The sequence below is a fragment of the Winogradskyella eckloniae genome, from assembly GCF_013249045.1.
GTDB classification, from domain to species: Bacteria; Bacteroidota; Bacteroidia; order Flavobacteriales; family Flavobacteriaceae; genus Winogradskyella; species Winogradskyella eckloniae.
Map to the genome: position 1 here is coordinate 288116 of NZ_JABRWP010000004.1, position 22112 is coordinate 310227.

General features: G+C 31.7%; 19 protein-coding genes. 10 read left to right on the top strand and 9 right to left on the bottom strand.

Translation table 11 applies throughout. The features are described from left to right. The first annotated feature begins 142 nt into the window (after positions 1-142). Genes HNV08_RS08875 through HNV08_RS08890 form a run of 4 tightly spaced genes read left to right on the top strand, consistent with a single transcriptional unit; the run spans position 143 to position 6372 of the window. Positions 143-1270 carry a DegT/DnrJ/EryC1/StrS family aminotransferase gene (locus HNV08_RS08875; protein ID WP_173280903.1) on the top strand — a complete coding sequence of 376 codons (1128 nt, stop codon included), beginning with the start codon at positions 143-145 and terminating at the stop codon, positions 1268-1270. Beyond that, the gene (locus HNV08_RS08880; RefSeq protein ID WP_173280905.1) at positions 1264-3171 is read left to right on the top strand and encodes a polysaccharide biosynthesis protein; all 1908 of its coding nucleotides are present in this window, start codon (positions 1264-1266) and stop codon (positions 3169-3171) included. The genes HNV08_RS08875 and HNV08_RS08880 overlap by 7 nt, the downstream gene beginning before the upstream one ends. 22 nt (positions 3172-3193) lie before the next feature. Then, entirely contained in the window at positions 3194-3970 is a 777-nt protein-coding gene (locus HNV08_RS08885) for a polysaccharide biosynthesis/export family protein (RefSeq protein WP_173280907.1), read from the top strand. Positions 3971-3990: 20 nt separating this feature from the next. Then, a complete protein-coding gene (locus HNV08_RS08890; RefSeq protein WP_173280909.1) occupies positions 3991-6372 on the top strand; it encodes a GumC family protein in 2382 nt (793 codons plus the stop codon). A 61-nt stretch (positions 6373-6433) separates the two neighbouring features. On the opposite strand, the gene HNV08_RS08895 is transcribed toward HNV08_RS08890, so the two are convergent. Next, positions 6434-7606, bottom strand: a complete 1173-nt coding sequence (locus HNV08_RS08895) for a proline dehydrogenase family protein (RefSeq protein ID WP_173280911.1) — start codon at positions 7604-7606, stop codon at positions 6434-6436. 94 nt (positions 7607-7700) lie between these two features. On the opposite strand from HNV08_RS08895, the gene aroB reads away from it, so the two are divergent. Beyond that, positions 7701-8771 carry a 3-dehydroquinate synthase gene (gene aroB / locus HNV08_RS08900; RefSeq protein ID WP_173280913.1) on the top strand — a complete coding sequence of 357 codons (1071 nt, stop codon included), beginning with the start codon at positions 7701-7703 and terminating at the stop codon, positions 8769-8771. Here aroB and HNV08_RS08905 read toward each other — a convergent pair. The 3 genes from HNV08_RS08905 to HNV08_RS08915 all read right to left on the bottom strand — a co-directional run bounded on the left by HNV08_RS08905 (position 8768) and on the right by HNV08_RS08915 (position 11085). Further along, positions 8768-9283: a DinB family protein gene (locus HNV08_RS08905; RefSeq protein WP_173280915.1), complete on the bottom strand. Its 516-nt coding sequence runs from the start codon at positions 9281-9283 to the stop codon at positions 8768-8770. The two genes, aroB and HNV08_RS08905, sit on opposite strands and share 4 nt — an antisense overlap. A 69-nt stretch (positions 9284-9352) precedes the next feature. Next, positions 9353-9832 carry an Lrp/AsnC family transcriptional regulator gene (locus HNV08_RS08910; protein ID WP_173280916.1) on the bottom strand — a complete coding sequence of 160 codons (480 nt, stop codon included), beginning with the start codon at positions 9830-9832 and terminating at the stop codon, positions 9353-9355. 74 nt (positions 9833-9906) lie between these two features. Continuing rightward, positions 9907-11085, bottom strand: a complete 1179-nt coding sequence (locus HNV08_RS08915) for a M14 family zinc carboxypeptidase (protein WP_241697200.1) — start codon at positions 11083-11085, stop codon at positions 9907-9909. Positions 11086-11356: 271 nt separating this feature from the next. Here HNV08_RS08915 and HNV08_RS08920 point away from each other — a divergent pair, with 271 nt between their 5' ends. From HNV08_RS08920 to HNV08_RS08940, 5 genes are all read left to right on the top strand, one after another. After that, complete coding sequence (locus HNV08_RS08920) at positions 11357-11737, top strand: helix-turn-helix domain-containing protein (protein WP_173280918.1); 381 nt, start codon at positions 11357-11359, stop codon at positions 11735-11737. Positions 11738-11777: 40 nt separating this feature from the next. Beyond that, positions 11778-12164 (top strand): hypothetical protein, encoded by a 387-nt coding sequence (locus HNV08_RS08925; protein WP_173280920.1) that lies wholly within the window; start codon positions 11778-11780, stop codon positions 12162-12164. A gap of 4 nt (positions 12165-12168) precedes the next feature. After that, positions 12169-12954: a TerC family protein gene (locus HNV08_RS08930; RefSeq protein ID WP_173280922.1), complete on the top strand. Its 786-nt coding sequence runs from the start codon at positions 12169-12171 to the stop codon at positions 12952-12954. A 158-nt stretch (positions 12955-13112) separates the two neighbouring features. Continuing rightward, entirely contained in the window at positions 13113-14522 is a 1410-nt protein-coding gene (locus tag HNV08_RS08935) for an MBOAT family O-acyltransferase (protein ID WP_173280923.1), read from the top strand. Positions 14523-14525: 3 nt separating this feature from the next. After that, entirely contained in the window at positions 14526-15470 is a 945-nt protein-coding gene (locus HNV08_RS08940; RefSeq protein ID WP_173280925.1) for a hypothetical protein, read from the top strand. On the opposite strand, the gene HNV08_RS08945 is transcribed toward HNV08_RS08940, so the two are convergent. The 5 genes from HNV08_RS08945 to HNV08_RS08965 form a co-directional block, all read right to left on the bottom strand. Further along, entirely contained in the window at positions 15467-18157 is a 2691-nt protein-coding gene (locus HNV08_RS08945; RefSeq protein WP_173280927.1) for a DNA gyrase/topoisomerase IV subunit A, read from the bottom strand. The genes HNV08_RS08940 and HNV08_RS08945 overlap by 4 nt on opposite strands. Beyond that, positions 18157-18627, bottom strand: a complete 471-nt coding sequence (locus HNV08_RS08950) for a hypothetical protein (protein WP_173280929.1) — start codon at positions 18625-18627, stop codon at positions 18157-18159. Before HNV08_RS08950 ends, HNV08_RS08945 begins: the two co-directional genes overlap by 1 nt. After that, a complete protein-coding gene (locus HNV08_RS08955; RefSeq protein ID WP_173280930.1) occupies positions 18624-20483 on the bottom strand; it encodes a DNA topoisomerase IV subunit B in 1860 nt (619 codons plus the stop codon). Before HNV08_RS08955 ends, HNV08_RS08950 begins: the two co-directional genes overlap by 4 nt. A 161-nt stretch (positions 20484-20644) precedes the next feature. After that, positions 20645-21541: a DMT family transporter gene (locus HNV08_RS08960; protein WP_173280932.1), complete on the bottom strand. Its 897-nt coding sequence runs from the start codon at positions 21539-21541 to the stop codon at positions 20645-20647. 71 nt (positions 21542-21612) lie between these two features. Continuing rightward, positions 21613-22062 (bottom strand): SRPBCC family protein, encoded by a 450-nt coding sequence (locus tag HNV08_RS08965; protein ID WP_173280934.1) that lies wholly within the window; start codon positions 22060-22062, stop codon positions 21613-21615. Positions 22063-22112 lie beyond the last annotated feature (50 nt).

Consider the following 22112-nt stretch of genomic DNA (forward strand, 5'->3'; position numbering starts at 1 on the left):
CAAACAGTTGGTCGTAAAAATATATTATTGTTTCTTTGTTTAAATTTTTAGGGCTTATATTAGCACCTTAAATGCTATTAATTAAATAGGTCCCAAACACCTTTAATTATAAACTTTAGGTACTAACTTAAAGAATTAACCTATGAACGAAAAAATTTGGCTGTCATCACCACACATGAGTGGTAATGAACAAGCGTACATAAAAGAAGCTTTTGACACAAATTGGGTAGCTCCATTAGGACCTAACGTAAATGGTTTTGAAAACGATTTACAATCTTACTTAGGTAAAGAAAGTCATATTGCAGCATTAGCATCTGGTACATCTGCACTTCATCTTAGTTTAATATTATTAGGTGTTACAGCTGGTGACGAAGTCATTTGTCAGAGTAAAACGTTTTCTGCTTCAGCAAATCCAATTGTTTATCAAGGTGCAACACCAGTATTTGTAGATAGCGAAAGCACTACATGGAACCTATGCCCTATTCAGTTAGAAATTGCTATTAAAGATAGAATCGCTAAAGGCAAAAAACCTAAAGCGATCATTGCAGTGCATTTATACGGCATGCCATACAATGTAGATGCTATACATAAAGTAGCAAAAACATATGATATTCCAATTATTGAAGATAGTGCAGAGTCATTGGGTAGTCATTATAAAGGTCAAAACTGCGGAACTTTTGGCGATTTAGCCATACTATCGTTCAATGGAAATAAAATAATTACAACTTCTGGAGGAGGTGCTTTAGTTGCACCAACGAAGGCGTTAAAAGATAAAGCCGTATTTCTGGCAACGCAAGCAAGAGATAACGCTCCACATTATTTGCATTCTCATATTGGTTATAATTATAGAATGTCTAACATCGTGGCAGGTATTGGTCGCGGACAAATGACCATATTAGATAGCCATGTTGCTAAACGACGTGCTAACCATGAGTTTTATAAAAATGCCTTTCAACACATCGATAAGATTTCATTTTTATCTGAACCAGAAGGTTATTTTTCTAACCGATGGTTAAGTTGTATATTATTAGATTCTTATGACACAAGAGAAGGATTAAGATTAGCTCTAGAAAAAGAAAACATAGAATCTAGACCACTTTGGAAACCAATGCATCAACAACCTGTTTTTAAGGATGCTCCTAGTTATTTAAATGGTGTTTCAGATGAATTGTTTGAAAAAGGCCTTTGTTTACCAAGTGGATCGAATCTGTCGGATGTAGAATTAAATAGAGTAAAAACAGCTATTAACGTATATTTCGAAAAATGTTAGTAAAATTTCTAAATAAAATATCGAAAAAATATGCCTCAAAGTGGATGGTACTGTTGTTTGACATTGCCATAGTCATTGCGACTTTCTTTTTTGCCTATTTAATTAGATATAATTTTACATTAAATTTTGACTTTCATCAACTTATTAATCAGATACCTTACGTTTCTATCGTTGCAGCAATTAGTTTAATTTCTGTAGGTATATATAAAGGTGTTGTTCGATTTACTGGTTTTAAGGATATTGTAAACATTATTATTGGTGCTAATATTTTGGCTACAATATTAATTTGCTTTACGTTTTTAAGTCGAAAATTTATTGGTGAAGACAGTCTTTTTAGTATTTCAGGATCAATAGTTTATATACATCTATTACTAAATATTTTGTTTTTAGTTGGGTTTAAATTATTTATTAAATCGGTATATAATTATATAACTCAAGATTTTCAGTCGATTTCAAAAGTCTTAATATTTGGTGCCGGAAATTCTGGAATGCTTACCTATGATGCCATTGTTAATGATACAAAAAACGGTATTGATGTCGTTGGTTTTATTGATGATGACGAGCAAAAAATAGGAAAAAAGATAAATCTATTAAAGGTTTATAGCGTTAAAAATATTGACGAAAAGTTCATTAAGAAGCACAATGTTGAAGATGTTATCATTTCTATTCAAAACATAGACCCTTCCCGATTATTACAAATCACAGGAAATTTATTTTCATTAGGATTAAAAGTGAAAATTGTGCCTCCTGTTCAAAATTGGATAGATGGTGATTTAAGTGTAGGGCAAATAAAAGAAGTAAAAATTGAAGACCTTCTTGGTAGAGATCCCATTAATATTAAAAATCCAGATTTAGAAGATCAATACGATAATAAAGTCATTTTAATTACAGGAGCCGCTGGTTCTATTGGTAGTGAAATAGCAAGAAAAGCAAGTTTATATAATTTTAAAAAATTAATTTTAGTCGATAATGCGGAGTCTGCATTGTATGATATTCAGCAAGAGTTTAGACAACAAGGGTTAGAAAACATTGAAGCCATTGTAGCCGACGTTAGAAATAAAACTAGGATTGATCAAATATTTAATCAATGTAAACCTAAAATTGTTTTTCATGCGGCAGCGTACAAGCACGTGCCTTTAATGGAGAACAATCCTTTTGAAGCTGTTAGTGTAAATATTGGTGGCACAAAAAATGTCGCAGATATTGCTGTAAAACACAGTGTAGACAAATTTGTATTAATTTCTACAGATAAAGCGGTTAACCCAACAAATGTAATGGGTGCTACAAAACGAATTGCAGAATTATATGTAACTTGTCTCAAAGGAAAAGGCCATACAAAATTCATAACCACAAGATTTGGAAATGTTTTAGGGTCTAATGGATCTGTTATACCATTATTTAAAAAGCAAATTGAAAAAGGAGGACCATTAACCGTAACACATAAAGAAATCACAAGATACTTTATGACAATACCTGAAGCCTGTCAGCTTGTATTAGAAGCAGCCGCAATGGGTAATGGTGGAGAAATATTTGTGTTTGATATGGGAGAACCAATCAAAATCTTTAACCTAGCAACGAATATGATAATTTTATCTGGTCTGCGTTATCCTGAAGATATAGATATAAAAATTACAGGGTTAAGACCTGGCGAAAAAATATATGAAGAACTTTTAGCAGACGGTGAAAACACAAAGAAAACCTATCATGATAAAATAATGATTGCTAAATCTAGAAAGGTAGATATTGTAAGTGTTGAAAACCAAATTAATAAGTTAACCTCTGTTAACACCTTAACGCAACCATTAGAGATAGTATCTTCAATTAAACAATTAATACCAGAATATATTTCTAACAACTCTACTTACGAAGTATTAGACCAAAGAAAAGAACCCAAATTATAAATAAACATATAATACTTATTTCATGAAAACACGTATCTTAATGATTTCACTGTTAGCAATTTTTACTGCTACCTCTTGTGCAACGAGAAAAGATCTCATTTATTTTCAAGATGAGCCAATTGAAGAAGGACAATTAACTTCCGAACCTACGGAACTTATATACAAACCAGATGATATATTAACCATCAACGTTTCAGCACTAGATCCGGATACGGTAAGACCATTTAATTTACCAGTGGTTTCAAATAACACCTCTGATTTAAGAAGTGCTCAAGGTACATTACAACAACAATCTTATCTAGTTGATCATAATGGTAATATTGAATTTCCTGTTTTAGGAACTTTAAAAGTAGAAGGCTTAACACGTACAGATCTTACTGCAATGCTTGTCGATAAAATAAAGGTAATGGCTACAGATCCTATTGTAAATGTAAGATTAGTTAATTTTACAGTAACTGTGTTAGGTGAAGTGTCTAATCCTGGAACGTTTACCATGCAAGATGAAAGAGTAACACTTTTAGAAGCTTTAGGATACGCTAACGATTTAACAATTTTTGGAAAACGTACAAACGTTAAGTTAATTAGAGAAATAGATGGTGTTAAGAAATTTGCTTTTATAGATTTAACCTCAATAAATACAGTAAATTCTCATTTGTATTATCTTCAACAAAATGACATTATCTATGTGGAACCAAATAATGCTAAAGTAAGATCCTCTACATATAATCAAAATAATAGCGTTTTAATTTCTGCAATTGGTACCCTTACTACTATCTTAGCAGTATTTTTGATTAAATAGCATAATTTATTATATCATTTATGGATTCAAAACCTTCTGCGAAGTCAAATGAAATAAGACAAAGTGTTGAATTATTTCTTTCATATTGGAAGATTATTCTATTCTGCGTAGTTGTTGCAATATTTTTAGGTTTTACGTATTTACGATACGCAACTTACGAATATAGTGCAAATGCAACAATTAAAATTAGAGACGAAAAGCAATCTAAAAAGCTACCATCTATAGGCGAAATGTCTGCAGAAGGTCTATTCTCTGATGGAACAAATAAAATTAAAGATGAGATTGAAACACTACAATCTAGAACGCTCATATCTAACGTAGTAAAGAATTTAAAATTACACATTAGATGTTTTGCCGAAGGTAGTATAAAGGAAAGAGAGATTTACAGAAACCCTCCTGTAAAAATTGATTTTTTCGCAAATGATTCAGTAATACATTTTGTAGATACGACCTTATATTTAAAAGTCAAATCTCCAACGCAATTTCTAGCCTTTAAAAATGAAGGGAAATCTTTATTAGATAGAGATGAGACAAAAGGAAAGTTATACAGTTTTGGATCGCGAATAAAAACAGGTTTTGGCGACATGGTCTTAACTCCTAGTTCCGGAAACCATGCTCCTATTGTAGGAAGCAACTTAAAAATTACAATTAGTTCGGTAAGTAAATTAGTTAATAGTTACCAAAAGAAAATTAAAATTTCTACAGAGACAGGATCTAGTGTATTACATTTAACATTAAATGAAAGTAATTCTTATAAAGCTGTAGATATATTAAATGAGCTTGTTTCAGAATATAACAAAGATGTTCTTAATGAAAAGGAGGCTGTTATTAAAGCAACTTCAGAATTTATAGATAATAGGCTTAAGCAGGTGTCTGAAGAATTAGAAAAAGTGGATTATACTGCAGAAACTATTCAGAAAAAACAAGGATTAACCGCTTTAGATTCTAGAGCAGATTTAAATTTACAAACAGGGCAACAACTACAATCAGAAATAGCTTCAACGGCTAGAAATATTCAGATTATTGATTACCTTCAAGAAGATATTTCTAGAACTGATAGAACAAGTGATATTATTCCTGCAGGTGTAGCCATTGGTGATGCCAATACCGATCAGGTCATTAAAAACCACAATGAATTAGTAGCGAGAAGGGATAATTTGCTTAAAAATTCTACAGAGAGAAACCCTGTAGTTATCCAGCTTAATAATCAGATTTCAGCTTTAAAATTAAATATTCAGAATTCATTAAAAAACATTAAATCGAGTTCTCAACTTACACTTAATAGTTTAAGTAGAGAAAACAATAGAATACAAGGAAGATTGTCTACTGCACCTACAAAACAAAGACAATTTAGAGATATAACAAGACAACAAAACATTAAAGAATCGCTGTATTTATATTTATTAGAAAAGCGAGAAGAATCTGCGATAAAATTAGGTATGGATTCACCTAATGCTAAGATTGTAGATAGTGCATTTTCTTCGCATAAACCAGTAGCACCTAACACAATGATTGTTTATATAGCGTCATTATTATTTGGATTAGGTATTCCAATTGCACTAATATATATTTCTGATTTAATAAACACTAAATTATACAGAAAAGATGATTTGGTCGATTTATTAGATATACCTTATATAGGAGATGTACCAAGAACATCAAAAAAGCAAAAACTTGTGAAAAAGGTGGATTACTCACCTAAAGCAGAAGCTTTTAGAATTATAAAATCTAATTTAGATTTTATGTTGCGCGATGTCAAAGGGCGTGCAAAAAAGATTTTTATCACCTCTACGATTCCACAAGAGGGAAAATCACATACAAGTACTAATTTAGCAACCTCAATAGCACATTCTGGGAAAACAGTTTTATTAATTGAAACAGATATACGTGTCCCTAAAATTTTAGATTATTTAGGTGTGGATGAGCAACCAAATCAAGGTTTATCAGATTTCATTGCCGATCCTTCTCTTAAGCCTCAAAGTGTAGTATTAAAGCATAAAGAAAATGAATTGTTAGATATTATTCCTTCAGGAACTATACCTCCTAACCCATCTGAATTATTGATGAATGACAGAGTTGTAGAATTGTTTAAATATTTTGAAGATAAGTATGACTATATAATCGCAGATACATCTGCTGTCGGTATTGTTAGTGACACCTTATTAATATCTCATTTAGCAGATACCTTTGTATATGTTGTAAGTGCCGCAAAGATAGATAGAAGATTGTTACAACATGTAGCTGTACCATTATATAATGAAAAACGATTACCTAGAATGACCATGTTATTAAATGGTGTTAGATCTGGTAAAAAAGGTTATGGTGGCTATGGTTATGGCTACGGTTATGGTAATAACCCTAACAAAAAGAAAAAATGGTATGAGTTTTATAAGAAGTCATAACAAAACAAATATATATTAAATAACAAAGCCACTCAATTTGAGTGGCTTTGTTATTTAATTACTATAAATTTCTCCTTTTCTTTTCAGATTTTAATAAAGATAATTCTCTACTTGTTTGCCCAGCAACAGATGTGTTTTCTTCTGCTCTTCTTATCAGATAAGGCATAACATCTTTTACAGGGCCAAAAGGCATATATTTTGCCACGTTATAACCTTCAGCAGCTAAATTAAAACTAATATGATCACTCATTCCATAGAGCTGACCAAACCATACATTATTATCTTTTTTTGATATTTGATGAGTTTCCATAAGCTCCATAGCTAAATAGCAACTCAATTCATTGTGAGTACCAATAAATACTGAAATATCATTTAAATTCTGAATAATATAGTTCAATGCATTGTTGAAATTATCATCCGTTTCCTTTTTACTTTTACAAATAGGCGAAGCATATCCTTTCTCTAGAGCTCTTTCTCGTTCTTTCTCCATATAAGCGCCACGTACTATTTTCATACCTATTTTAAAACCATTTGCAATGGCACGCTTATGCAAAGCTTTTAAATAATCTAACCTATCCCAACGATACAGTTGTAACGTATTATAAACCACTGGGACTTTTTTATTATAGCGAAACATCATTTCTTCCACTAAATCATCAGCAGCATCTTGCATCCAGCTTTCTTCACCATCAATTAATACTTCAACATCTTTTTCTTGCGCAAGTTTACAAACCTTATCAAATCGATTTACAATTCTATCCCATTCTGCTTGTTCATCTTCGGTAAAAATTTTGCCTTCGCTCTTCTTTTGAAACAAATAAAACCGTCCAAATCCTGAAGGCTTAAAAACAACAATTGGCATCGCTTCTTTTTCGTCACAGAAATTAATTATTTTAAGTATTTTTTCTAGTGCATTATCAAATTGATTCTCTATTGCCTTCCCTTCTACCGAATAATCTAATACAGAACACACGCCTTGAGTATACAAATCATCTATAACACTCAAGCAGTCATCTTCATTTACACCACCACAAAAATGATCAAAAACAGTAGAACGTATTAAGCCTTCTACTGGCAAATTAGCTTTTAATGCAAAATTAGTCGCTGCCGTACCGATCCTAACCAAAGGTTGAGACGATATCATTTTAAACAAAAAATAGGCACGTTCTAATTCAGAATCAGACTTTAGTCTAAAGGCTGTTTCAGTATTTTCAAAAAGTGTACGATTAATCATTTGAATTGAAGTTTATATACAAATATATTTATTATTAGGTTCATTTTTATTGAAAAAGGAAGTATTTTCACCTTATCAAATTAGATCCTATATAATGAATTCTATTTCAACTAAAAACGCAATCGTTTATTTTAATTCTGAAGTATATACAGAAATTAATACCTATGTAAAGACTAAAAACCCTTCTAAAATTTTTATTCTAGTAGATACTAATACTCACGATTATTGCTTACCTAAATTCTTAGAACAATTAGAATCTGGTGACATTGCAGTTGAAGTAATGGAAATGCCAAATGGTGAAGAAAATAAAACGATAGACATTTGTACAGGCGTTTGGGAAGCTTTATCAGAATATAATGCAGATAGAAAAAGCTTACTCATTAACTTAGGAGGTGGTGTTGTGACAGATTTAGGTGGTTTTGTTGCGAGTACATATATGCGTGGCATTTCATATATTAATGTACCAACTTCACTATTAGCAATGGTAGACGCCTCAGTTGGCGGAAAAACAGGTGTAGATTTGGGCGCTCTTAAAAATCAAGTTGGTGTAATTAATGAAGGAGAAATGGTTGCCGTAGATACGTCCTTTTTAGATACGCTACCTAAAAACGAAATGGTATCTGGATTTGCCGAAATGCTTAAACATGGTCTAATTTACGATGAATCGTATTGGAATACACTGACTCATCTTGAAGCTTTAGATATTTCAGATTTAGACCAGCTTATTTATGACTCTGTTGTCATTAAAAATAAGGTCGTATCATCTGATCCTACCGAACAAGGATTGCGTAAGATTTTAAATTTCGGTCATACTTTGGGTCATGCTATAGAAAGTTATTTTTTAGAAAACGCAGACAAAACGCCTTTGTTACATGGAGAGGCCATTGCCATTGGTATGATTTTAGAAAGCTATTTGTCTACTAAAATTTGTGGTTTAAAGCCAGAAACACTTCAAGTTATTACAGACGGAATTCTTAAGACCTTTTCAAAGGTTGAAATATCTAAAAACGATATATCAACAATCATTAATCTGCTGCAGCACGATAAGAAAAATAGTCATGGTGTAGTTAAATTTGTACTATTAGAAGCTATAGGTCAACCAAAAATAGATTGTGTAGTAAGTAATAATTTAATCATGGAAGCATTTGATTATTACGCCAGTTAAAGGTAGCGCTGTTTAATGACCTCTATATGATGATTTTCATGACCAACTATTATATATCCAATAGCTCTAACGGAAATCAAAGAATCACTTGCTGTACCAATCCTTAATAAGGCTTCAGGACTAAAACTTTTAAACAACGAAATAGTCGCTTGTCTAACGGTTTTAAATTCATTGATAATATCCTCTAATGTACGACCATTGGCTTGGCAATAATCTACATAATCATCTTGCTCAAAACCTGGTAATGCTGTTGTGTCATTTCTGGCAATTCTAAGAGCTCTATATGCAAAAATGCGTTCTGTATCAATAATATGCAACAACACTTCTTTTATGGTCCACTTATCTTTTTCGTATTTATAATTATGCTTATCAATTGAAATTTCTGAAAAAAATAATACTACCGAAGCCAAATTAGCTTCTAAGCCATCTAACAAAGAAAGTTGCGTAGATTGTTTAATGTAAGTGTTGTAATACGGATTGTATTCGTTTGTATTTAAGGAATTTAAGCTCATATTAATCGAATAAAAAATGCCCTAAGTAAAAGATACAAAGGGCAATTAATAAGTTATAAATAAAATTGATTACAATTCATTAAAAATGGTATGCATCAATCGTTTTTTATCATTAAGACTTTCTTCTAAAGAAATCATTGTTTCTGTTCGGTAAACACCATCAATATCATCTAACATAAAGATAATTTCCTTAGCGTGCATAGTGTTTTTTGCTCTTATCTTACAGAAAATATTAAATTTTCCTGTTGTGATATGCGCCACAGTAACATAAGGAATATCATTAATACGTTCCAAAACAAACTTAGTTTGAGATGTATTCTGAAGAAAGACACCAACATAAGCAATAAATGAATAGTCTAACTTGTGATAATCTAATGTTAATGAAGACCCTTTTATAATCCCTGCTTCTTCCATTTTTTTAACACGTACATGAACTGTACCTGCGGAAATCAATAATTTCTTAGCGATATCTGTAAAAGGAATACGCGTATTATCGATAAGCATATCGAGTATTTGATGATCTACTTCGTCTAATTTAAATTTTGCCATTATTTAATAATCTTTAGATTAAACGCAAAAATAACACATTTAATATAACGAATACGCATAATTAATGAATTATTTTACGAATATATCGAGATTCTTTCATTATTCAATAACACGAAATCGATTTCGTTTCCAATTTTAAGTTCATCATCCGCTAATGTTCTTACAATTTTTCCGTTTCCAGAAATCTCTTTATGACCATATTTATGATCTAAATTTGAAATTGCTTCTACAACTGGTATAAATTGAATAGCATCATCAATTAACACCTCTTTAAATTGAAAAGCCACATCTGTTGTTATTGTGTCTGAAGATTTTAATTTTACATTTCTCAATATAACGTCATTAAAGCACTTTCCGTTTTCCGGTATGTTTAAATACGCTTTATAATCCGTTGCATTAACACCTTCTGAAATGACATGTAGACCTTTTAATATAGCCATAAACATAAGTCGTCTCACAGTTTCTCTCTCGTAATCATTTGCAAAATGACCAGCTTCATACAATAATGTAGGCACTCCAAAATTTTGAAACGTATCTCCTACACAGTTTAAATTAAATCCATCATCATAACGTCCAACACCATTTGGTATATCTTCTTGCACTACTGCATTAATTTCAGCAATAATAGCCATTGCTATCTTGCGATTTGTCGTCAACGACCTGTCTTCATCTTGCGCTGGAGATAAAAAGGACAATGTTGCTATTTTATTTGTTTCACCAGCACTAAAAATAGTGCGCTGACCATGAAGATTGAAACAATAATTTGGTGCAAATTTGTTATAAACTGCTCTTAATATCTGGCTTTCTGGCTGACTTAGATCTTGAGCATCTCTATTTAAGTCCACAAGATTAGCATTGACACGTGTATATTTTTGTGCACCATCTGGATTTAAAATTGGTACTACCAATAATGTACATTGATCTAGAATAGACCTTACAACATCATGTTCAGTCTCAAAGAGATTAAAACAATCAAAAAGAGCTTTGGTTGATGTAGATTCATTGCCATGCATTTGAGACCATAATAAAATCTTTTTAGGTCCATTGCCAAACTTAAAACTATAAATTGGTCGACCTTCTACTGAGTTTCCAATCGTTGAAATTCTAGATTCTGAAAACTTACTAAAGCAATTTTCAATATGCGTATTCGTAATATAACGACCAAATAGTTCAGTTGTTTTTATAGCGGTAAAAAGTGCATTCAAATGTGCTGCTGTCATACGAGGTAAATTATTGTTTGCAAATGTAATCATTTGATATTTTACAATTGTAAACAAATAAATTCATACTAATATTTACATAAGTAAACTATTAAAACTTTGTTTTAGATGTTTTAATATATGTTAATTACAAATTTCGTATTCAGCACTTATAATTATATTTATATATTTTATTATCAGTTATTTATTTTAATTTACTAAAGTAACAATTCAACATAGATTTAGTTTTGTAACAAAATTTAACACAAAACAAAAAGCAATTGTTTACATTTGTATACTCATATTTATAATTCTAAAGTTTACAATGATAAACTCTGTTGATTTTACAAAACGCCTTCAAAAAGTCATCGACTTTTACAACGAAACAGCTTCAAGTTTTGCAGAAAAAATTGGTGTTCAGCGTTCTAGTATTTCACATATTTTATCAGGCAGAAATAAGCCTAGTTTGGATTTTGTTATGAAGGTCCTCCACTATTATCCTGAAGTAGAATTGTATTGGTTAATGAACGGAAAAGGTATTTTTCCGAAAGACCTGCCATCAGCAGAACACACAAAAAAAACAACGACTCCTACTCCTTCTTTACCAAAATCAGAAATGCTAACCACAAAACCTGAGAGCAAGTCTGAAATTGAAAAAATTGTAATTTTTTACAAAGACGGAACTTTTAAGAGTTATAAGCCATAAAATTCATTTTACTATTCCTTATCTTTGTTAAAAAGATGTTATGAGAGTCGTAGTACTTCTATTTTCAATATTAATGTTTACCAATTGCTATGAAACCGAAAGGCATTGTTCAGATTTTAAAACTGGTACTTTTGAATTCTCATACACCCTAGATGGTGTTAAACACACCTCGACATTTAAGCGTACAGAAAAATACAACATAGATTATCACAATGGCACTGTAGATTCATCTTCAGTAAGATGGATCAATGATTGTGAATTTATTTTGAAGAAACTACATCCTTCTAATAATTCAGAAAAAGATGCCATCCATATGAAAATACTATCTACATCTCAAGACTCATATACATTTGAATATAAATTGGCCGTAAAGCGTCCTAACCGACCTTTAAATGTTGAAAAAGGGACTGCTGTAAAAATAAAATAATGATATGCTAGATTTTCTATTGACGTCAGATGCTATAATGGCGCTTTTAACATTAACATTCCTTGAAATTATTCTTGGTATTGATAATATTGTTTTTATTTCCATAGCCGCAAATAAATTGCCAGAACACCAACGTAGCAAAGCGACAAATATTGGTTTAGTATTGGCTATGATTCAGCGTATTATTTTATTATTCTTTGTGTCATTTTTAGTTGGTCTAAGTAAACCGTTTTTTACTATTGACACGGATTGGATATCCATTGGTGTTAGCTGGCAGGCCATTATTTTGTTTGCTGGAGGCTTATTTTTAATTTATAAAAGCACCTCAGAAATAAGAGAAAAGGTAGAAAACCCGTCACATGACGAAGATGTAGAAAAATCTAAACCCATAAAATCACTTAGTAACGCCATAGTGCAAATTGTGATTATAGATTTTATTTTCTCCATAGACTCTATACTTACAGCTGTTGGTATGACTAACGGGCTGCACGCTAACCATAATTATACTCTAGTTTTAATGATAATAGCCGTGATGATATCAATTGGTATTATGATTGGTTTTGCGAATCCTATTAGAAAATTTATTAACGCACATCCTAGTGTGCAAATTTTAGGACTTGCCTTTTTAATTTTAATTGGTTTTATGCTAATCACTGAAGCAGCACATCTATCTCACACCAAACTATTTGGAAAAACCGTAGGCGCTATCCCTAAAGGCTATCTATACTTTGCTATTGCTTTTTCATTGTTTGTAGAATTTATAAACTTCAAAACAACTAAGAAAAAATAATCCTATCTGAATCTTGAAATTAAAGTTATAGAACGTTGTTTTTATTCCGCTTAACTAAAATTCATTAGCTTATTAGGATACGCGAAATTGGTTTTACTATATTTCGGTCAAATTAGCATGATTTTGATACAACCCTAAATCTGTAAAACACTTATTCAATGCTTTTTAACTCAATAGAATATCTTATTTTTTTACCAGTAGTCTTTATTGTCTATTGGCTCTTAAAAGATCGCTATAAACAACAAAACATATTACTACTTATATCTAGTTATGTGTTTTATGGTTGGTGGGATTATAGGTTTTTATCCCTAATTATTTTTAGTTCATTTTTAGATTATTTTGTTGGGCAAAAAATAGAAGAAGCCCTATCTAAGAAAAAGAAAAAACGTTGGCTTTTAGTGAGTTTATGCTCCAATTTAGGCTTGTTAGCGGTTTTTAAATATTACAATTTCTTTGCAGACTCTTTCTCTAGTGCCATGTCTAGTGTAGGATGGCAAGTCAATGACCTTACGCTAAATATTATCTTACCAGTGGGTATAAGCTTTTATACGTTTCAGACTTTAAGTTATAGTATTGATATCTACAGAAATGAAATAAAGGCAAGTAGAGATATTGTTGGGTTTTTCACGTTTGTTAGTTTATTTCCTCAATTAGTAGCAGGACCAATAGAACGAGCTTCTAATTTAATGCCGCAAATTGAGAGCAACAGAAAGCTCAATGTTACTTTAATAAAAACAGGAGTATTTCAAATATTTATAGGGCTTTTTAGAAAAGTTGCTATTGCAGACAACCTAGGTGTTTACGTAGATTCTGTTTATGGTAATTATGATATACACAATAGTTCAACATTGCTAATTGCTACGGTATTTTATGCATTTCAGATATATTTTGATTTTTCAGGGTATTCTGATATCGCTATTGGTAGTGCAAAACTATTTGGTTTCAATTTTAACAGAAACTTTAACTTCCCTTATTTCTCAAGAACACTAACTGAATTTTGGAGACGTTGGCATATGTCTTTATCCTTTTGGCTAAGAGATTACTTATACATCTCTTTGGGTGGAAATAGAAAAGGAATTGTAATTACTTACAGAAATTTACTTCTAACCATGCTAATTGGAGGATTGTGGCATGGAAGCTCTTGGAATTTTGTTATTTGGGGCGGAATTCATGGTTTATTTTTAAGCATAGAAAAATATACGTTTTCAGCATTAAAAATTAAAACCTTTAATGCCTTTGGATACATTTACACCTTTATTGTTGTTCTTGTTGCTTGGGTATTTTTTAGAGCAACAGATTTCCATACAGCCGCCACAATTATTAAAGAAATATTTAGCTTTAATTACGGCACTTTATTCGTTGGAAACATCAACACCTTTATTAATGGATTATTGCTTTTAACCATAGGCTTTGCTATTGACCTAAAAATCTTTAGATCCAAAACACCACTTGAAGATTATGGTATTAAATTTAGCACGGTAAAACTATCAATACTAATATCTATTATCATTTTAATGCTTTGTTTATTCTATTCAACAGCTGAGAACTTTATATATTTTCAATTCTAGATTATGAACACAGAAATAACAAAAAAACTTTTGAAAATCGTTGTTCTGACTATAGTAATCAGTTACGGCTTAGACAAACTTATGTTTTATGGTTTAAATAAAATTAGTGATAATGTTATGACCGGACAAGCCATAGGAAAACTCAACCAATTTTTAACCGTAAAAGATAGTACTGATTTTTTAGTATTTGGTAATTCTAGAGCCAATCACCATATAGATGTAGACTTGTTTAGCAAAAACAGCTATAATATAGGTGTTGATGGTGTTGGAATTGCTTACAATAGCACATTAATAAACACTTTGAAAGCCAATACTAAGCAATTTATCATAGTTCATATTGATACAAAAAACTTTTTTGACACACATTATGATGGTTCTGATATTAGAGGACTAAAAACAAAATATAATAGAAATGAGGTTATTACAAGTGCGTTAAATAAATCTAACAAACTCTCTGACCTACAACAGATTTATTATAGCATGAACTACAACGGGAATGTTATTGGTATTTTAAAAAATTATTTTAAACCAAGTTATAATTTCAAAACATATAACGGTTACGACCCTTTAAATGTTAGTCTATCTCAAGAAAAAATGAGAGACGCAATTTTGGCTAAAGCTAATATTGAAGAAGAATGTTCTAAAGTTACAGAGTTGAATTCTGTAGCTATGGATTATTTAAAATCTATTAAATCATACATTGAAAAAACGCCAAATAAATCCTTTTTATTTATAACATCTCCTATGTACAATGATAGATGTCTTGAAGATAATCAAAGATTGACTGATGTTATGAATGATTTTGAATTAAACTATATAGACTACACTAATTTATTTAAAGGCAAAGCAGATCATTCGCTTTGGAAAGACCCAACGCATCTATCAAAAAAAGGAGCAGAAACTTTTTCTTTAGAACTTCTAAAGCACTACAAATCGTTTCATAATTAAAACAAGGTCACTTGTCCCTTGTCATCCATTTCGATATCATCATCGTCATCACTATCATCAGATGTTTTACTTTCTGTAGTAGACGAGGATTCAGAATTTGATTTTGTAGTGTCTGCTGTTTCAGAATTCATTACAGTCTCTTCATCAACCACCTCTAATTCATCGGTATGTACTTCTTCTGGCGCATCATAAGGTAAAGGCTCCAACAAATTAACTTGGTTAATTTTATCCTTGGTCAGTTGGTTGCCTAATGCTGTAATACCTTTTATAGAAATAAATTCTTCAAGATTTACTTCCATATTAGGTTTACGATCTTTACCACGCTCCTTTGTAAATTCAACTTCAGCCATTGGGCGCCAATCTGTTGAGACTATTTCTAATTGCGAATCTTTATGATCTGAGATAAAAGATTCTTCCTTACCTTCTTGCTCCACAATAAAACGTTTTACGTAGTAACGTTCTTTTTCGCCATCGTAATAAATTGCCGATATTGGCTTTTTAGGCATCCATTTTTCTAAAACAATCATATCGCTATCAAAATGAGTGCTCAATTCTGGAATTATACATTTTACCACACCAGATTGATTAATAACTAAGAGTCTATCTTCTCCTCTAAATTCACCAATAAGTTCTCCTCTTCCATCAACATTTAAACGTTGTACGGTATCATCAAACCAAATCTTACGCGGTTTTAAAGTTGAAACGCCTTTTTCTTTTAGTTCTATACGTTTTACAGGATGTTTGGTAACTATATTTCCTTTTGAAGTTCTCCCTTTGATTAAAACATTAGCAAAGTCTAAATCCCACTTCATTTTCTTTATACCTCCTACTTGCCTCAGCAATATTGTAACGACTTCTGCTTCTCCATTAGGATTTGCTGAAAAATATAATAATGGCGAATTTTTGCTTCCATTGGTTAAATCATATTCGCGATCTCTTGTCATACTCGTTACAGCAAAGCGTTTTACATAAGATGGACCTGCTTTACCATCTCGGTAAATTAGATTATAGATTGTGCGCTTATCTTTTTTCTTAAAAACAGCAACATGAATTATATTTTTTCCGATAAAGGTTTTTGAGTCTACTTTAGTAACCATCATTTTACCCTCTTTGGTAAATACAATAATATCATCAATATCACTACAGTCACATACGTATTCATCGCGCTTAAGCGCAGTTCCTATGAATCCTTCTTCTCTATTAACATAGAGTTTTGTATTTCTTATAATTACTTTGGTCGCATCTACATCTTCAAAAATTCGTATTTCAGTTTTACGCTCCTTACCTTCTCCATAATCCTTTTTCAATCTCTCGAAATACGCTATAGCATAGTCGATTAGATGCTCTAAGTGATGCTTTACTTCAGCTATTTGATCTTCTAAGGCATCTATCTTTTGTTGTGCTTTATCAATATCAAATTTAGAAATACGCTTAATTCTAATCTCAGTTAAACGTGTAATATCTTCAACTGTTATTTTACGCTTTAAATGTTTTATATGTGGCTGAAGCCCTTTGTCAATAGCATTAATGACACCATCCCAAGTCTCTTCTTCTTCGATATCGCGATAGATTCGGTTTTCAATAAAAATACGTTCTAATGAAGCAAAATGCCATTGCTCTTGGAATTCCCCTAATTTTATTTCTAATTCGCTCTTTAACAGCTGTACTGTGTTATCTGTAGAACGACGCAACATTTCTGTAACACCAACAAAGTAAGGCTTATTATCTTCAATAACACAGCCTAATGGCGAAATGGATGTTTCGCAATTTGTAAATGCATATAAGGCATCAATAGTTTTATCTGGTGATAAACCAGAAGGTAAGTGAATTAAGATTTCAACTTCTGCAGCTGTATTGTCTTCAATTTTCTTAATCTTAATTTTTCCTTTATCATTGGCTTTTAAAATAGAATCTATTAATGACGATGTTGTTGTCCCAAAAGGAATTTCAGTAATTACAAGCGTATTTTTATCACGTTGAGATATTTTTGCTCTAACTCTTACTTTTCCACCACGCAAACCATCATTATAATTAGTAAAATCTGCAATACCAGCTGTAGGAAAATCTGGTAAAATGGTAAATCGTTTTCCCTTTAAATGTTTAACAGAAGCATCAATTAACTCAATAAAATTATGTGGTAATATTTTTGTCGATAAACCTACTGCAATCCCTTCGCCTCCTTGTGCTAAGAGCAAAGGAAACATAACTGGTAAATTTATAGGCTCTTTACGTCTACCGTCATAAGACGCTTGCCATTCTGTAATTTTTGGATTGTAAACGACATCTAGAGCAAATTTTGACAATCGCGCTTCTATATATCTCGAAGCGGCTGCTCTATCTCCTGTTAATATATTTCCCCAGTTTCCTTGAGTATCTATTAGCAAATCTTTTTGTCCGATTTGCACCATGGCATCAGCAATACTAGCATCACCATGTGGATGGTATTGCATGGTATGACCTACAATATTAGCAACCTTATTATAACGACCATCATCTAAATCCTTCATAGAATGCATTATACGACGTTGCACTGGCTTAAAACCATCTTCTATAGCTGGTACAGCACGCTCTAAGATTACGTATGAAGCATAATCTAAAAACCAATCTTTATACATTCCGGTAACCTTCTTAATCGTTTCCTGGCTACCATTATCTTCATTTAACAACTCGTCATGTTCTTCTGTCATTACCCTAGTTTACTTTTATTTTCCTTAATGATTTTTCTCAAAGACTGCTTTACGTATTTAATCTTTTTGTTTTTTAACAATGTAATATTAAAACGTACTTGCGAAACACTACCATCTTTATTTTTCTTTGAAACAACCAAAGTTTTATACACCTTAAAGTTATTTATTTTGTACCCAACAATTCTATCTTTTGCAATTTCTATTTTGCGCTCTCTATAGTTAACATAGTCCGTTAGAATTAAGCCTTGATTTGTAATAACCAATTTAGTACCATCACTATCATACTCAAAATAACTTGCTACAAAATGAACAATAACAACCGCAACCACCAAACCGATGACTATATAGAGAGAACTTCCTTTAAATACATCATAGGATTTAAAAACCGTAGCTAATAAAATAGCAAGTACCAGTAATATAAAATAGATGGAAATTATGGTGCTTTTGACACTTCTATTATCTGTTCTCATAATGTATCCTCAACAACATCAAGTTCAACTTTAAGGTTGTCAATAATAAATTCTTGACGTGTTGGTGTGTTTTTTCCCATGTAAAACGATAATAATTCTTCAATAGACATTTCTTTATCTAGCATTACTGGGTCTAAACGAATATCATCACCTATGAAATGAACAAATTCATCTGGAGAAATCTCACCTAACCCCTTAAATCGGGTAATTTCTGGTTTGTTTTTTAATTTCTCTATGGCTGCTTTTCTTTCGTCTTCAGAATAACAATAAATAGTTTCCTTTTTATTTCTTACTCTAAACAAAGGCGTTTGTAAAATATATAAATGGCCTTCTTTTATTACTTCAGGAAAGAATTGTAGAAAGAAAGTGATTAACAATAGCCTAATATGCATACCATCCACATCGGCATCAGTAGCAATGACCACATTGTTATATCGCAAATCTTCTAATGATTCTTCTATATTTAAAGCCGCTTGAAGCAAATTAAATTCTTCATTTTCATAAACAATCTTCTTACTTAAACCATAGCAATTTAAAGGCTTTCCTTTTAAACTAAATACAGCTTGTGTATTTACATCACGAGATTTAGTTATACTACCAGAAGCCGAATCGCCCTCTGTAATAAACAGTGTCGTTTCTAGATTTCGTTCATTTTTTGTGTCACCAAAGTGTACACGGCAATCGCGTAACTTCTTATTATGTAAACTTGCTTTTTTAGCGCGATCCTTGGCTAATTTTCTAATTCCAGATAATTCTTTACGTTCGCGTTCTGCTTGAAGAATTTTACGTTGAATTTTCTCAGCAGAATCAGGATTTTTATGTAAAAAATTGTCTAAATAACGCTTTACATAATCATTGATATAGGTTCTTACGGTTGGCAAATCGCCTCCCATATCTGTAGAGCCTAATTTTGTTTTGGTCTGACTCTCAAAAACAGGCTCCATCACTTTTATTGCTATCGCTGCGACAATGGATTTTCTTATATCTGAAGCCTCATAGTTTTTACCGTAAAATTCTCTTACCGTTTTTACAATAGATTCTCTAAAAGCCGCTAAATGTGTACCTCCTTGTGTGGTATTTTGTCCGTTTACAAAGGAACGATACTCTTCACTATACTGGGTCTTGCTGTGGGTAATTGCAATTTCAATGTCTTCACCTCTTAAATGAATAATAGGATACAACATGTCTGCTTCATTAATATTTTCAGATAGTAAATCTTTTAAACCATTTTCACTAAAATATTTTTCTCCGTTATAAACAATAGTTAGTCCAGGATTTAAATACACATAGTTTTTAAGCATCTTCACAACATACTCGTTGCGATACTTATAATTTTTGAAAATGATTTCATCAGGAATGAAACTCACTTTAGTACCTTTTCGTCTACTCGTTTCTTCTAAGAGCTCCTGATTTGTTAAATTTCCTTGCTCAAATTCTGCTGAAGCCGATTTACTATCTCGTGTAGATTCTACTCTAAAATAAGATGATAAGGCATTTACAGCTTTTGTACCAACACCATTTAAACCAACAGATTTTTTAAAGGCTTTAGAATCATACTTTCCTCCAGTATTCATTTTAGAAACCACATCCACAACTTTCCCTAACGGAATTCCACGACCATAATCTCTCACAATTACGCGTTCGCCTTGTATAGAAATCTCAATGGTTTTACCAGCTCCCATAACAAACTCATCAATAGAGTTGTCTAAAACTTCTTTTAAAAGAATATATATACCATCATCTGGAGAAGATCCATCACCTAACTTTCCGATATACATACCTGGTCGCATTCGGATGTGTTCTTTCCAATCGAGTGAGCGTATATTATCTTCGGTATAGTTAGACTGTTCTGACATAGAGATAGGTAAAATTTAAGATGGAACGCTAATATAATACTATAGCTTAAAAAATAAAATACGGAATCGCTAAAGTAATTAACAATACGATATTGAAAATGTTGAGAACATTGACTTTGCTTCAATTTTTTCTATAAAATGATTAAAATAGCCTAAAAATCTTAATTTTCTTTCTGTTTTGAGATTAGTAGAATTCCAGAAATAACCACTAAAGTTCCAACCACTTGAAGCATAGTTAAGCTTTCATTTAAGAACATAACGGCTAAAATTATGGTTGAAATTGGTCCGACTCCTGCAACCACTGCAAAATTTGAAGAATTAATTAATTTAATAGAAATTGACACCAAAAACGATGGAATAACGGTTGCAAATACTGCAATTGCCAATCCAAGTGCATACACTTGCCAAGGGTAATTTAGTAGATCTACTCTAGAGAATACACCATAATGAACAAACACACACAAACAAGACACAAGCATTGCAAATGCCGTAAAACGCATGACGCCAAATTTAGGAATCAACCAACCACTACCAACTAAATACGAGGCGTATGTCACTGCACTAAGCAACACAAAGAAACCACCTAAATAAGTATCTGAACCTGATATTGAAACCTCACTACCAAAGGTAATTACAATACCAACGTATGTGATTAAAATAGCTAATTTCTGAAGTTTAGTAATCGCTTTTTTTAAGAATAACTTATTAAAAAGCAACACAATCGTAGGGTAAATAAACAATATTATACGTTCTAAACTTGCCTTGATATAAGTTAAACCAACAAAGTCGAAATAACTAGCGAGATAATACCCAACAAATCCAAAAAACACTAACCATAGATAATCTTTACGTTTGGTGATTTCTTGTTTTTCGTTTCTATAGATGTAAGCAATAACCACATAAAACGGAAATGCAAACAACATTCTAAGCAATAGCATACTCAATGCATCAATATTATAGCGATATGCCAATTTTACCATTACGGCTTTTGAGGAAAATAGCACAATGCCTAAAACTCCTAACAATAGGCCATAAACGAAGGATGGTTTAGAATTCATGATATGAAATTAAAAAGGAAGGCTTACAACTTAAAACCATATGCTCGCCTATTACGATGTTCAACCTTAATTTAAGATTCGGCTATTGATTTTAAATATTGATTTCTTTGGGTCAGTAAATTTGTCATATAGCGTGTTAGAAACAACCCATTTGCTAATTTCCCTAGAATACCAAAAGGTGATTGAAACTGAAACACATCTACCATTAAGGTTTTATCTTCTTGAGTTGAAAATATATGTTCGTGTTTGAAACTTTTAAACGCACCAGAAACCATTTCGTCTACAAAGTAAGTTGGACTCTCAAATGCTGTGATTTTTGACGTAAGCTGCTGCCTTATACCAAAATGTTTGGCTTCCCAAGTTACTGATTCACCCAATGCTATTAAACCTGAAGTTTTGCCTGCAATAGCACGCTCTTTAGAATGCGTCATTGACGCCTTATGAAAATCAATATTACGCGCTAAATCGAAGCACGTTTTTATGTCTGCTTTAATGAGTGTTTTGATTTCTATAGTTGGCATTTGGTATCATTTAATTCATCAAAAATAGCAACCTAAACCGAATGATGAGT